The sequence below is a fragment of the Kribbella sp. ALI-6-A genome (assembly GCF_001984195.1).
Lineage (GTDB): Bacteria > Actinomycetota > Actinomycetes > Propionibacteriales > Kribbellaceae > Kribbella.
Genome location: NZ_MTQN01000012.1, coordinates 1,745,060 through 1,757,144, shown reverse-complemented (window position 1 = coordinate 1,757,144; position 12,085 = coordinate 1,745,060). Strand labels below are relative to the sequence as shown.

Sequence of the window (12,085 nt, the reverse complement as noted above, 5' to 3'; positions counted from 1 at the left end):
ATCAGGAGGCGACGACGGCTTTCAGCACCGAGGTGAAGAAGCCCAGGCCGTCCGTGCTCGGACCGGTCAGGGTCTCGACGCAGTGCTCGGGGTGCGGCATCAGGCCGACGACGTTGCCGCGCTCGTTGCTGATCCCGGCGATGTCGCGGTACGAGCCGTTCGGGTTCTGGCCGAGGTAGCGGGCGACCACGCGGCCCTCGCCCTCGAGCCGGTCCAGGGTCGCCTCGTCCGCGACGTACGAACCGTCCTGGTTCTTCAGCACGATGGTGATCTCGTGGTTCGCGTCGTAGTCGCTGGTCCAGGCGGTGCGGTTGTTCTCGATCCGCAGCGGCTGGTCCTTGCAGACGAACTTGCGCACGTGGTTCTTGATCAGGGCGCCGGGCAGCAGGTGGGCCTCGCAGAGCACCTGGAAGCCGTTGCAGATGCCGAGCACGGGCAGGCCCTCGCCGGCCTTCTTGATCACGGTCTCCATCACCGGCGCGAACCGCGAGATCGCACCGGCCCGCAGGTAGTCGCCGTAGGAGAAACCGCCGGGCAGGATCACCGCGTCGACCCCGTGCAGGTCGGCGTCGCCGTGCCACAGCGCGACCGCCTCGGCGCCGGCCACCGCGGCCGCGCGACGGGCGTCGGCGTCGTCCAGCGAGCCCGGGAAGGTGACGACCCCGATCTTCATCGGTCAGCCTCGACGTGCAGGGTGTAGTCCTCGATCACCGGGTTGGCCAGCAGGGTGTCCGCGGCCTTGCGGATCTCGGCGACCCGCTCCTCGGTCGCCTCGCCCTCGAGGGTGATCTCGAAGCGCTTGCCCTGACGGACGTCGGCCACGCCGTCGAAGCCGAGCCGGCCGAACGCGCCGTGCACCGCCTTGCCCTGCGGGTCGAGGATCTCGGGCTTGAGCATGACGTCGACGACAACGCGAGCCACTGACTACTCCTGGTTTCGATCCGGGGTGACGAGGCGAATCCTACCGACTTGGGCCCAGCGTCCCCGCATCGGCGGTCCACCGCACGCTCGTCCGGCGGCTATTCACTCAGTACATACATTGAGTGTATAGTCGCCGGCATGGCGACCGCGGAGCTGGTTCTGGGACTGCTGTCCCGCGCTCCGGCGCACGGGTACGACGTCAAGCGGGGCCACGACGCGTGGTTCCCCGACGGGCGGCCGCTGGCGTTCGGGCAGGTCTACACGACGCTGGCGCGGCTGGAGCGCGACGGCTTGGTCGAGGTGACCGAGAAGACCTCGGGCGGCGGACCGGACCGGACCGTGTACGCGATCACCGAGAAGGGCCGCAAGCACCTCGACGACTGGCTCGCCGACCCGGTCCCGCCCGCCTGGGGCACGGCCGACGAGATGATCCGCAAGCTGGTCACCGCGCTGCGTACCGGCGGCGACGCGACCTCGTTCCTGGCCCGGCAACGGGCCGGCCACCTGCGCCGGATTCGCGAACTGCAGGAGCTGCCACCAGCCTCCGGCGACCCGACGACGAACCTGGTCCGGTCCTACCTCGTCACCCATCTCGACGCCGACCTGCGCTGGCTCGACCTCGCGCTGGACCGCCTCACCGACGACAAGGAGTCCAGCTGATGACGCTCACGCCGGCCCTGGAACTCACCGGTCTGGAGTACGCCTACCGCCGCAACGTCGCACTGCGCGGGGTGACCGTCGTGGTCGCACCGGGCGAGGTGGTCGCGGTGACCGGCGCCAGCGGCTGCGGGAAGTCGACGCTGCTGCACTGCGCGGCCGGCATCCTCGAACCCGACGCCGGGACGGTCCGGGTCACCGGCCAGGACCTGTCCGCGCTGGCCGAGCAGGACCGCTCCGCACTGCGCCGGACGCGGATCGGCATCGTGCTGCAGTTCGGCCAGCTCGTGCCGGACCTCTCGCTCGCCGACAACGTGGCGCTGCCCCTGCTGCTCGGTGGCGCCAGGCGCGACCCCGCCCGGGCCGCCGCTGTCCAGTGGCTCGACCGGGTCGGCATCGCTGACCACGCCGACGCCGTACCGGCTCAGCTGTCCGGCGGGCAGACCCAGCGGGCCGCTATCGCCCGGGCGCTGATCACCGATCCGTCCGTCGTACTGGCGGACGAGCCGACCGGCAGCGTCGACAGCCAGGCCGGACAGGACCTGCTCAAGGTGCTGCTGCAGTCCACCCGGGACCGCGGCGCCGCGCTGGTGATGGTCACGCACGACAACCTGCTCGCCGCCAGCGCCGACCGGGAGATCCGGCTCCGCGACGGCAAGATCCAGCACGAGGTGACGCTGCGATGAGCCTCCCGCTGAGCACCACCCTCCACCTGGCCAGAACCCGTACGCCGGCCGACCGCAGCCGAGTCAGGCTGGCCACGGCGGCGCTGGCGTTCAGCGGGGCGCTCGTCATCAACGCCGTGGGGGTCGTCCGGATCGGACCTGGCGACCTCGACAACAGCGTCTACAGCAACTACATCGCCGAGATAGGCCTGCGCTCCGGGCTGGCCGCCATCCTGGTCATCCTGGCGTTGCTGTCCGGCGGTCTGGCGTTCCAGGCGCTGCGGATCGGCACCGCCGCCCGCGAACGCCGCCTGGCCGCACTCCGCCTCGCCGGCGCATCCGAGCGCCAGGTACGCCGCCTGTCGGTCGCTGACGCCGGTCTGGTCGGGCTCGTCGGTGGACTGCTGGCCGGACCGCTCTACGTGCTGCTGACAGCTGTCTTCGGGCAGCTGCCGCGGATGGCGAGGCTGTTCCCGGGCCTGAGCGCGTGGGACGTGCTGGTCTGGCTCGTGATCGTCGGGCTGCTCACACTGGGCGGGGCCTCGATCGGCTACCTGCTCGGGGATCTGCGGAGCACGACCGAGCAACCTGTCCTCGTTCCCGCGCGGCTGCGAGTCATGGTCGGAGCGGTACTGCTGCTGGTGGGTCTCGCGTCGGCCCCACTGTTCGGCTACGTGGGCTCCGCGGCGACCATCATCGGCCTGGGGACAGTGTGGTGGAACAGCCTTCCCTGGCTGGGCCGGAAGGCCGGGCGAAAACTGATGCGCTCGGACGACCCGGTCAGCCTGCTGACCGGGGCCCGGCTGGTCGCGGACGCCAGGGCCACGGCCCGGATGGGGTCGCTGCTGTTCTGCTGCGGCTTCGTGATCGGCGCCCTGGTCGCCTCCGCGATCGGTGTCACCACCGACCGGCCGGACTGGAGCGATCGCGAGTTCTACCTCACCGGCTTCGCGCTGAGCATGATCGGCATCCTGCTGATCGCCGCCATCTCGCTGGCCTCGTTCACCGTCGGCGTGGCCGACCAACTGGTCGACCAGCGACGGCAGTTCGCCTCGCTCACCGCACTCGGCGTCGACGCCGCTCTGCTCCGCCGCGTGATCCGCCGCCAGTTGCTGATCACCGCCGGCCCCACCTTGTGTCTCGGACTCGTCGCCGGGGTGTGCATGGGGCTGGCCCGGCTGGTCGGTGGCTTCACCGAGGACGACACCCCCATCAACACCCTGTACGCCGCACTGGTGCTGCTCGTGCTCGGCTGGGCCGTGGCCTCGGCCGGGGCGGCGCTGGCCGGATTCCTCTTGCGTTACCAGCTACGGGACGCACTCGATCCCGAGAATCTGAGGGCCGCCTGATGAGTACTGTTCACGTCGCCATCTCGCCGGCGCACCTGCTCGGGATCCCGAACCGGATCACGTTGGTCCGGACCGTGGTGTCGATGCTGGTCGCGACCTTCGCCTTCGCCACCGGCGATCTCAGACTGCTGGTCATCGGGTACGTCGTCTACTGGTTCGGCGACTCGCTCGACGGCGCGGTGGCCCGGATCCGCGATGAGGAGACCGTCGCCGGCGCGGTGTTCGACATCGTGTGCGACCGGGCCTGCTCGTTCCTGCTGGCGGCGGCGTTCATGGCGACGTACCCCGAGACGATCGGGCCGCTGGCGATCTACCTGGTCCAGTTCGGGGTGCTGGACACGATGCTGTCGCTGTCGTTCCTGCTCTGGAAGGACACGATCAGCCCGAACTACTTCTACAAGGTCGACCAGTTGATCTACCGGTGGAACTGGTCGCGGCCGGCCAAGGCGGTCAACACCGGCGCGGTCGTGATCTCGCTGATCGTCGGGCACCAGTTGCACCTGTTCTGGTTCCCGTACGTGGTCGCCTGCGCGGCTGCCGTGGTCAAGGTCGCCTCGCTCGCCCGGCTGGTCGCGATCCTGCGCGGCCGTCGTCCCGCCGTACCGGCGGTGGGCCTGTGACCGGTACGCACGGTGTCAAGGGCGCCAGGACCCCGGAGGGGTGGGTCCCTGGTTCGTCCCTGGGGTGGTGCTGGCGACCGTGACCGGTCTGATCGTTACGTCTAGCCTCGGAGGCATGTGGGTGTGGCAGTTGGTGCTGGCGGTCGGCTTCGGGATCGGGTCGGCCGTCGTACCGGTGATGAACGCCGAGGCGTACGTGCTGGGGGTCGGGGTCTCCGGTGCGCTCGACCCGGTGGTCGCGGCGGTCGGGGTCTCGGTCGGGCAGACGATCGGCAAGGTGGCGATGTTCCTGGCCGTGCGGTACCGGCCGGGCTACACCGCGAAGAAGAAGACCAAGGAGCCGAAGGCGGTCGACCTGGACAGCCGCTGGGGACGGTTCGTGCAGTGGAACCGCGATCTGAGCAAGCGGCTGCTGGACGCGTTGAGCGACCGGCGCTGGGGCATCCCGGTGACGTTGCTCAGCGCATCGGTCGGGATTCCCCCGCTGTACGGCGTGGCACTGATCGCGGGCGCCAGCCGGATGGGAGTGATGACGTTCAGCCTGTCGGTGCTGGCCGGACGGCTGGCGCGCTTCGTGACGCTGGCTCTCGGCGTCGGTCTGTTCTGACGCCGAGAGCCAGCTGGGGGGCCGGCGGCGGACGGGCCGCCGGGGATCAGCGGCAGACGAAGTTCGCTGCCTGCTTCGGGTCGCCCTGGCCGGTGTAGCGGGCGGTCAGCGGGTAGGCGCAGAGGTTGCGCGTCGCGCCGTCGGCGGTTGCCGCAGGCAACGTCTTCGGCGCCTTGCCCTGCTCGACCCAGCTCACCAGCGCGGCCAGCGGATCGGTCGGAGCCGGACCGACGCCACCGCCGCAGTGCTGCGCGCCCGGCGCGAGGAACAGCCGGTAGAAGCTGTTCACGTCGCCGCCGACGGTGCGCTCGACCCGCTTACGGTAGTCGACCGTGCCCTGCTGGAAGACCAGCTCGTCGTTGCCGCCGTGCCAGCTGAGCAACTTGCCGCCGGCCCGTTTGAACGCCGACAGGTCGGGGTTGTCGGTGCCGATCACCTGGTTGTACTGGACCCGCGACTGCAGGAACAGCTTCACGAACTCGGCGTACCCGATCATCTTGGTGTCGTACTGCGGGTTCTGCTGCAGCCAGAACTTGATCCAGCTGTCGGCCACGATGAACGGCGCACCGGTCGAGCCGCCGGTGGTGCCGGCCGAGACCAGGCCGCCGAACGGCGCGCCCCGGTTCAGCCCGTACCAGAGGCCGCGCGGGCCGTCCCAGATCCGCCGGACCACACGGGCGTCTGCGGCCGAGATCGTGACCTGCTGCCCCTCGCACAGCACGGTCTTGCCGACCAGCGACTCCGGCGCGAAGTCGCACTTGCCGGGCTCGTCGATGACGCCGTCGCGAACACCGTCGTTGGTGTCGCACGCGGCGACAGCGGCGGTGTTGAACGCGGCCAGCTCACAGCTGGTCGGGTAGGTCTTCTCGGCGTTCATCACGACCGCGGGCCAGGCCGCGGCGACCGCCCAGCGGTCCCAGTTGATCGCCGGGGACGCCGCGAGAATGCCGTCGAAGTCGCCGGGGTACCGCTGCGCCTCGGAGTAGCCCTGGCGGCCACCGGTCGAGCAGCCGTTCCAGTAGTTGTACGCCGCGGCGCGGCCGTAGTACGCCTGGGTGACCGCCTTGCCGACCTGGGCCAGCTCGTGCGGCGCGCGGTAGGCGAAGTTGGTCAGCAGGGTCTTGTCGACGCTGCCGGCCGACGTGAGCGCCCAGCTGGGGATGATCGGCGACGGGCCGAGGCCGCCGTCCGTGGTGGCGACGGCGTAGCCGTTCTTCACGCCCGCGTAGAGCTTGGTGGTGAAGTCGCCGGCGTAGTACGCGCCACCGCCGACGGCCTGGAACCGGTTGTTCCAGTCCTGCGTGGGCAGCAGGACCTTGACCTTCACGTGGTCGGTGCCGTGGGTCAGCGTCACCGTGACGTCGCAGTGGGCCGGCACGCCCGGCACCGGCTGTGGCGCGGGGAACGGCGGGGCGGCCGGGAAGGTCACGTCGCCGGCCGCCTGGTCCGCGGCCACGACGGACTCGATGCGGGCGCCGGCCGGAGCCGGGACCGCGAAGGTGGAGCAGGCCTGCGGGGCGGTCTCGGCGACCGCCTGCGTGGCCGAGCCGGCCGCGACGGGCACCAGCGCCGACAGCGGGACCACCGCTGCCAGGATCATCACAAGTCGTTTCATGACGTCGATCGAAACAAGGCTCGAGGCTGTGAAACAGGGTCGATCGATCCCGTGATCCGGACCACATCGCTAATTTCGCCGTCACCCTGCTAAGGGGTTACCCTGGATCCGCAGTAGCTTCCGTGTCAGACATCGCCGTGGTGCCCGAAAGGACAGACCGAGATGGACCGGGCCGTCCTCGCCGACTTCCTCCGCGCCCGCCGCCAGGCGCTGCAGCCCGAGGACGTCGGACTGCCGCGGGCACGCCGCCGCCGCGCCACCGGGCTGCGCCGCGAGGAGGTCGCCGCCCTGGCCGGGATGTCCACCGACTACTACTGCCGGATCGAGCAACAGCGCGGACCACAGCCGTCCGAGAAGCTGCTCGCCGCGATCGCGACCGGTCTGCGGCTGACGCAGGCCGAGCGTGAGCACCTGTTCCGGATCGCCGGCTACGCCCAGCCGCTGCAGGTCGAGGACCACGGCCGGCTCACGCCCGGCGTACGGCGGATCTTCGAGCAGCTCGACGGATCACCGGCCGAAGTGATCAACCTGCTGACCGAGAAGGTCGTGCAGAACCGGTTGTCGACCATCCTGTTCGGCGACCAGACCAAGTTCCCCGGGCTGCGGCGGGCGCTGTCGTACCGGTGGTTCACCGATCCGGCCGCCGAGCGCGCGCCGTTCCCGGTCGAGGACCACGCGCGGCACTCGCGCACGATCGTCGCCCATCTGCTGCTCGCGCACACCCAGAACAGAACCGAGCCACGGCTGGCCGCTCTGATCGGGTCGTTGCTGCACACCAGCCGCGAGTTCGAGGCGTTGTGGCACGAGCACCCGGTGACCGAGACCGATCCGGCGCCGCTGCTGGTCAGGCACGCCGAGGTCGGCGACGTGCACCTCTACCGCGAGACGCTCTACAGCCCCGACCGCTCCCAGCACCTGGTCGTCTACACCGCCGACCCGGGCAGCGAGAGCGAGGAGAAGCTGACGTTCCTCTCGGCCGTGCGCTACGAGCTGATCTGAGGCTCAGGCGGTGAAGGTGCGGCCGGTCAGGCGTTCGTAGGCGTCCACGTACGCCGAGCGGGTGCGCTCGATCACCTCGTCGGACAGCGGCGGCGGAGCGTCCCCGGACTTGCGGTCCCAGCCGGACTCGAACTGCAGCCAGTCCCGGACGAGCTGCTTGTCGTACGACGGCTGCTGCCGGCCCGGCGACCACTGGTCGGCCGGCCAGAACCGGCTGGAGTCGGGCGTCAGCACCTCGTCGGCAAGCACGATCGTGCCGTCCGCGCGGGCCCCGAACTCGAACTTCGTGTCGGCCAGGACGATGCCCCGCTGCTCGGCCATCGCGTGCGCCTGGGAGTAGATCTCCAGCGTCAAGTCACGCAGCCGCGCGGCCGTCTCGGCGCCGACGGTGGCCACCACCGCGTCGTACGAGACGTTCTCGTCGTGCTCGCCCAGCTCGGCCTTGGTCGCCGGGGTGAAGATCGGCTCGTCCAGGCGCGAGCCCTCGACCAGTCCCGCGCGCAGCGGGATGCCGCAGACCTCGCCAGTGGCGTTGTAGTCGAGCAGGCCGGAGCCGCTCAGGTACCCGCGGGCGACGCACTCGACCGGGAACATCTCCAGCTTCTCGCACACCACCGCGCGCCCGGCGACCTCGGCCGGGACGTCGGTCGAGACGATGTGGTTCGGCACGCCGAGCTGCTCGAACCACCACAGGCTCATCGCGGTGAGCACCTTGCCCTTGTCCGGGATCGGCGTCTCGAGGATCCAGTCGAACGCGCTGATCCGGTCACTGGCGACCATCAGCAGGTCACCGGACTCGAGCTCGTACAGGTCCCGCACCTTGCCCGAGTGCAGATGCTTGGCCCCGGGAATCTCAACCGCCTGCGGAGGTGTGGTCACGAGCCGATTCTTCCATCCGTCTCGGCATCCGGGCGCACCGCCTCACTGAGCGACCCGTCGCCGGGCCAGCACGCCGGCGACCTTTCCGCCGGTCACCAGCAGCCCGTCGCGTACGGCGTTGGCGATTCGGCCGTCCAGCTGGCCGACCCAGCCGATCCCGCGGGACTGCCGTACCAGCTTGGTGGCGATCGGGCGGCGTTCGGCGTCGTACGCCGTCAGTGCCGCGGTGAGGTCGCCTCCGTCTTGCAGGTGCCGGGCGAGGGCGGCGGCGTCCTCGATCGCCGTACAGGCTCCTCGGCCGAGATTGGGTGTCATCGCGTGGGCGGCGTCGCCGAGCAGGACGACGGTGCCGTGCACGAACGGGACCAGCGGCAGCGTCAGGTCGTAGATGTCGTTCTGCAGCACGGCGTCCGGCTTGGTTGCCTCAAGCAACTTCGGGATCGGGTCGTGCCACCCGCCGAAGCCCGACCAGACGTCGCCGACGGTCCCGGCCGCCCGATTCTCCGTCGCGTACCAGTAGTACCGCCCGTCGATCAGCCGCGCGAAGCCGAACCGGCGCCCCCGCCCCCAGGTCTCACCGCCGCCGTCGTCGACCTCCACCTCCGCGATCCCCCGGTACGCCGCATAGCCCGAGTACCGCGGTCCGGCGTACTGCGGCGCGACAGCATCCCGTACGACGCTACGCAGGCCGTCGGCCGCGACCACCAGATCGGCACGCAACTCCTCGCCACCGGCAAGCACCGCGCCGCCTGCGAAACCGTCGACCGTGACGCCGGTCCGCACGGTCACGCCGGCCCCGAACCGGCTGGTGATCAGCTCGTGCAACTGCGCCCGGTGAATCATGACGGGCGCTTCCATGCCCAGCGCCGACGCCTTGACCACCCACTGCCCGTTCGGCCGGCGCATCCCCGCCGGTGCCGACACCGCAGCCGCCTGCTCGACTCCGGTCACGCCCAGCTCATGCAAGGCCTTCACCGCCGACGGCCAGAGCGAGATGCCCGCGCCGACCTCGCCGAGCTCCGGCGCCCGTTCCAGCACCGTCACCTGCCAGCCGGACCGCTCCAGCCCGAGCGCCGCCGCGACGCCACCGATGCCCGCACCCACCACGATCGCTGTCCTCATGCTCATGACTCTACATCTGTAGAGTCCGGCTGGGTAGAGTTGGCGCCGTGCCGAAGAACCCCCCACGCGGAGACGACCGTCGCGCCGCGATCGCCGACGCCGCCATTCATCTGGTCGCCACCCGGGGCCTGCGCGGCCTGACGCATCGCGCCGTCGACACCGAAGCCGGCCTGCCGCCCGGCTCCACGTCGTACTACCTGCGGACCCGGGACGCCCTGCTCACCGCCTGTGTCAGCCGCATGCTCGAACGCGACCTCGCCGCCGCGCCTCCGGCCGCCGCCGAGACCGACCACGGCGGTTCGAGCGAGCAGACCGCCGACCTGCTGAGTGGGATGGTGCTGCAGCTCATCCGGCACCGAGCCGAGGACCAGCTCGCGCGCTACGAGCTCTCCCTGGAAGCGAGCCGACGCCCGGAGTTGCTCGACGCCATCACCCACGGCGGCCGGGTCCTGCGCGAACACCTCGCCGGCCTGCTCGGCCCGCTCGGCATCCGCGATCCCGAGCAGGTCGCCTGGCCGTTCGCCGCGATGCTCGACGGACTGCTCTGGGACCGCGTCGCCGGCGCCGGGCGGACGTTGTCCGAGCACGCCTTCGAGGCCGCCGTACGCCGGGCCGTCCGCGCGTTGCTCGAGGGCTTCCGCACGGACTGACCCCGGCGACATGCGGAGTCAGGCGGAGCCGTCATTTCGTCTCTAACGTGGAAGTCACTGTCACTTTCGCGCTCTGGGGGTCATGTGTCACTCGCCGACCGTTTCGCCGCCATCACCACGACGGAGCGTCCCGCGCGGACCGACGTGATCCTCGGCCGAGCCGTCGTGCTGGGGTCGAGCATGGCCGGGCTGATGGCGGCGCGGGTGCTCAGCGACCATGCCGACGAGGTGCTGGTGATCGAGCGCGACGAGACTCCCGCCAATGACGAGCCGCGGCCCGGCGTACCGCAGGGGACGCAGGTGCACGCGCTGCTGCCGTCCGGAGCCGCGCAGCTCGACCGGTGGTTCCCCGGCTTCTACGCCGACACGATCGCCGAAGGGCTGGTCGAGCCGACGCCGGACCAGGCCTACACGTACGTGAACGGCGTACGGCGGGTGACGCCGCCGCCGCTGACCGAGAGCCGGACGCTGATCAGCACCCGGCCGTTCCTGGAGTCCCGCGTACGGCAGCGGACGCTCGCCCGGCCGAACGTACGGCTGGTTCACGGTCGCGCCGACGGCATCGGCTTCACCGGCGACCGGGTCACGAGCGCGCAGTACGTGCCGGCCGGATCAACGGAGAAGGTCAGCGTCGACGCCGACCTGGTGGTGGACGCGACCGGGCGATCCAGCCGGCTGAGCGACTGGCTCGGCGCCGCGGGCTGGCCGCAGCCGCGGCTGACGCGGATGCCGATCAAGCTCAACTACGCCTCGGCGCTGTTCGACCGCAAGCCCGACGAAGTCCTGCTGTCCACGGCCCAGACGATGGCCGGAACCGGGCAGAAGCCGCGGATGGGCGGCGTCCTACCGGTCGAGAACAACCGGTGGCTGGTGCTCGTGGCCGGGTTCGCCGAGGACCGCCCGAGCCGCGAGTTCGAGGACTTCCAGCGGCGGTGCCGCGAGGATTTCCCGTGGGTGTACTCGCACGTCGTCGACAACAACGCGATGGCCGGCGAGGTCGTCACCTACCACCAGGCCGACAGCCGGCGCCGCGACTACGACGAGCTCGACCGGTTCCCGGCCGGGCTGATCGTCGCCGGGGACGCGGTCGCGTCGTTCAACCCGATCTACGGCCAGGGCATGACCTCGGCGACCCTGCACGCGTCCTGCCTGTCGGCGTACCTGCGCTCGAACCCGCCGCTGGACCAGCCGGCCTGGGGCTATCTGCGGGACGTGCGGGTGGTGGTCGACGCCGCGTGGCAGATCTCCACCTTCGCCGATCTCGCCCTGCCGCACGTCAACGGGCCGTTCCCGCGCGGCTACCGGCTGACCAAGTGGTTCACCGGCCTCATCTTCAGCGCGTCCCTGTACGACGCCCGCCTGAACGACGACTTCGCCCGGGTGACGACGATGCTCGCGCATCCCAACTTGCTGGCGCAGCCGAAAACGCTCGCGCGGGCGCTGCGCGGGCTGATCCCTCGTCCGGTTCCGGTGGCGGCTACAGGCGATCGGTGAGGGTGACGAAGGTGAAGTAGGCAACGCCGGCCACCATGCCGAGGTGACCGAGCAACGACAGTCCGGCGCCCGATCCCCAGGCGTCGGCGGCCTTCTCCTCGGCGTGCCGGCCGCCGCTCGGCAGCCAACGGGCCAGCAGCAACAATCCGATGATCGCCAGCAACCACCAGCCGGCCAGGGCTCCGAGCGCGAGCTCCCGGCGAGCGGTGACCAAGGCAACGACCCAGGCCACCAGCGTCAGCACGCCGACGATCGTGTGCAGCCGCAACAGCGCCGAGGAATATCCCGCGACGCCGCTGGCGCGATTCTGCTCACCCGCGCTCTCACCGCCGAGCCGGATCCGCGTCAGCAGCACGACAACAGCACCCAAGGCGGTCAGGAACCAGGTGACGTTCGACCATTCCACGAGGTGATCATTACCCCGCCGGGGCCGGACCGAACGCACGACGTGCCGGTCCGCTGGGTTGGCGGTGGACCGGCACGCCGTCGGGTGTTTCGTCAGCTGGG

At 70.6% G+C, this 12,085-nt stretch carries 14 protein-coding genes; 8 read left to right on the top strand and 6 right to left on the bottom strand.

Features of this window, described 5'->3' with window-relative positions:
* Position 1: 1 nt before the first annotated feature.
* A complete protein-coding gene (purQ, locus tag BWI15_RS34885) occupies positions 2 to 673 on the bottom strand; it encodes a phosphoribosylformylglycinamidine synthase subunit PurQ (RefSeq protein ID WP_077018743.1) in 672 nt (223 codons plus the stop codon).
* Positions 670 to 921, bottom strand: coding sequence for a phosphoribosylformylglycinamidine synthase subunit PurS (purS, locus tag BWI15_RS34880; protein WP_077018742.1), 252 nt, complete (start codon positions 919 to 921; stop codon positions 670 to 672). Before purS ends, purQ begins: the two co-directional genes overlap by 4 nt.
* 138 nt (positions 922 to 1,059) lie before the next feature.
* On the opposite strand from purS, the gene BWI15_RS34875 reads away from it, so the two are divergent.
* The 5 genes from BWI15_RS34875 (at position 1,060) to BWI15_RS34855 (ending at position 4,819) form a co-directional block, all read left to right on the top strand.
* A complete protein-coding gene (locus tag BWI15_RS34875; protein WP_077018741.1) occupies positions 1,060 to 1,581 on the top strand; it encodes a PadR family transcriptional regulator in 522 nt (173 codons plus the stop codon).
* Positions 1,581 to 2,264, top strand: a complete 684-nt coding sequence (locus tag BWI15_RS34870; RefSeq protein WP_077018740.1) for an ABC transporter ATP-binding protein — start codon at positions 1,581 to 1,583, stop codon at positions 2,262 to 2,264. The genes BWI15_RS34875 and BWI15_RS34870 overlap by 1 nt, the downstream gene beginning before the upstream one ends.
* Positions 2,261 to 3,592, top strand: a complete 1,332-nt coding sequence (locus BWI15_RS34865; protein ID WP_077018739.1) for an FtsX-like permease family protein — start codon at positions 2,261 to 2,263, stop codon at positions 3,590 to 3,592. Before BWI15_RS34870 ends, BWI15_RS34865 begins: the two co-directional genes overlap by 4 nt.
* Positions 3,592 to 4,212: a CDP-alcohol phosphatidyltransferase family protein gene (locus BWI15_RS34860; RefSeq protein ID WP_077018738.1), complete on the top strand. Its 621-nt coding sequence runs from the start codon at positions 3,592 to 3,594 to the stop codon at positions 4,210 to 4,212. The genes BWI15_RS34865 and BWI15_RS34860 overlap by 1 nt, the downstream gene beginning before the upstream one ends.
* A 115-nt stretch (positions 4,213 to 4,327) precedes the next feature.
* Positions 4,328 to 4,819, top strand: coding sequence for a VTT domain-containing protein (locus tag BWI15_RS34855; protein WP_077019504.1), 492 nt, complete (start codon positions 4,328 to 4,330; stop codon positions 4,817 to 4,819).
* 46 nt (positions 4,820 to 4,865) lie between these two features.
* On the opposite strand, the gene BWI15_RS34850 is transcribed toward BWI15_RS34855, so the two are convergent.
* Positions 4,866 to 6,434, bottom strand: coding sequence for a tannase/feruloyl esterase family alpha/beta hydrolase (locus BWI15_RS34850; RefSeq protein ID WP_077018737.1), 1,569 nt, complete (start codon positions 6,432 to 6,434; stop codon positions 4,866 to 4,868).
* Positions 6,435 to 6,596: 162 nt separating this feature from the next.
* On the opposite strand from BWI15_RS34850, the gene BWI15_RS34845 reads away from it, so the two are divergent.
* Entirely contained in the window at positions 6,597 to 7,433 is an 837-nt protein-coding gene (locus BWI15_RS34845) for a helix-turn-helix transcriptional regulator (protein ID WP_077018736.1), read from the top strand.
* Positions 7,434 to 7,436: 3 nt separating this feature from the next.
* Here BWI15_RS34845 and BWI15_RS34840 read toward each other — a convergent pair whose 3' ends face one another.
* Complete coding sequence (locus BWI15_RS34840) at positions 7,437 to 8,312, bottom strand: phosphoribosylaminoimidazolesuccinocarboxamide synthase (RefSeq protein ID WP_077018735.1); 876 nt, start codon at positions 8,310 to 8,312, stop codon at positions 7,437 to 7,439.
* Positions 8,313 to 8,354: 42 nt separating this feature from the next.
* Positions 8,355 to 9,434: an FAD-dependent monooxygenase gene (locus tag BWI15_RS34835; RefSeq protein WP_077019503.1), complete on the bottom strand. Its 1,080-nt coding sequence runs from the start codon at positions 9,432 to 9,434 to the stop codon at positions 8,355 to 8,357.
* Between the two features lie 47 nt (positions 9,435 to 9,481).
* Here BWI15_RS34835 and BWI15_RS34830 point away from each other — a divergent pair, with 47 nt between their 5' ends.
* Positions 9,482 to 10,084 (top strand): TetR/AcrR family transcriptional regulator, encoded by a 603-nt coding sequence (locus BWI15_RS34830; protein WP_077018734.1) that lies wholly within the window; start codon positions 9,482 to 9,484, stop codon positions 10,082 to 10,084.
* Between the two features lie 84 nt (positions 10,085 to 10,168).
* Positions 10,169 to 11,578 carry an NAD(P)/FAD-dependent oxidoreductase gene (locus tag BWI15_RS34825; protein WP_083751172.1) on the top strand — a complete coding sequence of 470 codons (1,410 nt, stop codon included), beginning with the start codon at positions 10,169 to 10,171 and terminating at the stop codon, positions 11,576 to 11,578.
* Here BWI15_RS34825 and BWI15_RS34820 read toward each other — a convergent pair.
* Positions 11,562 to 11,984 carry a hypothetical protein gene (locus BWI15_RS34820; protein ID WP_077018733.1) on the bottom strand — a complete coding sequence of 141 codons (423 nt, stop codon included), beginning with the start codon at positions 11,982 to 11,984 and terminating at the stop codon, positions 11,562 to 11,564. The genes BWI15_RS34825 and BWI15_RS34820 overlap by 17 nt on opposite strands.
* Between the last annotated feature and the right edge of the window lie 101 nt (positions 11,985 to 12,085).

Coding starts and splice junctions, on each gene's coding strand:
- purQ (WP_077018743.1), bottom strand. CDS start 673: ATGAAGATCGGGGTCGTCACCTTCCCGGGCTCGCTGGACGACGCCGAC.
- BWI15_RS34875 (WP_077018741.1), top strand. CDS start 1,060: ATGGCGACCGCGGAGCTGGTTCTGGGACTGCTGTCCCGCGCTCCGGCG.
- BWI15_RS34870 (WP_077018740.1), top strand. CDS start 1,581: ATGACGCTCACGCCGGCCCTGGAACTCACCGGTCTGGAGTACGCCTAC.
- BWI15_RS34865 (WP_077018739.1), top strand. CDS start 2,261: ATGAGCCTCCCGCTGAGCACCACCCTCCACCTGGCCAGAACCCGTACG.
- BWI15_RS34860 (WP_077018738.1), top strand. CDS start 3,592: ATGAGTACTGTTCACGTCGCCATCTCGCCGGCGCACCTGCTCGGGATC.
- BWI15_RS34855 (WP_077019504.1), top strand. CDS start 4,328: ATGTGGGTGTGGCAGTTGGTGCTGGCGGTCGGCTTCGGGATCGGGTCG.
- BWI15_RS34850 (WP_077018737.1), bottom strand. CDS start 6,434: ATGAAACGACTTGTGATGATCCTGGCAGCGGTGGTCCCGCTGTCGGCG.
- BWI15_RS34845 (WP_077018736.1), top strand. CDS start 6,597: ATGGACCGGGCCGTCCTCGCCGACTTCCTCCGCGCCCGCCGCCAGGCG.
- BWI15_RS34835 (WP_077019503.1), bottom strand. CDS start 9,434: ATGAGGACAGCGATCGTGGTGGGTGCGGGCATCGGTGGCGTCGCGGCG.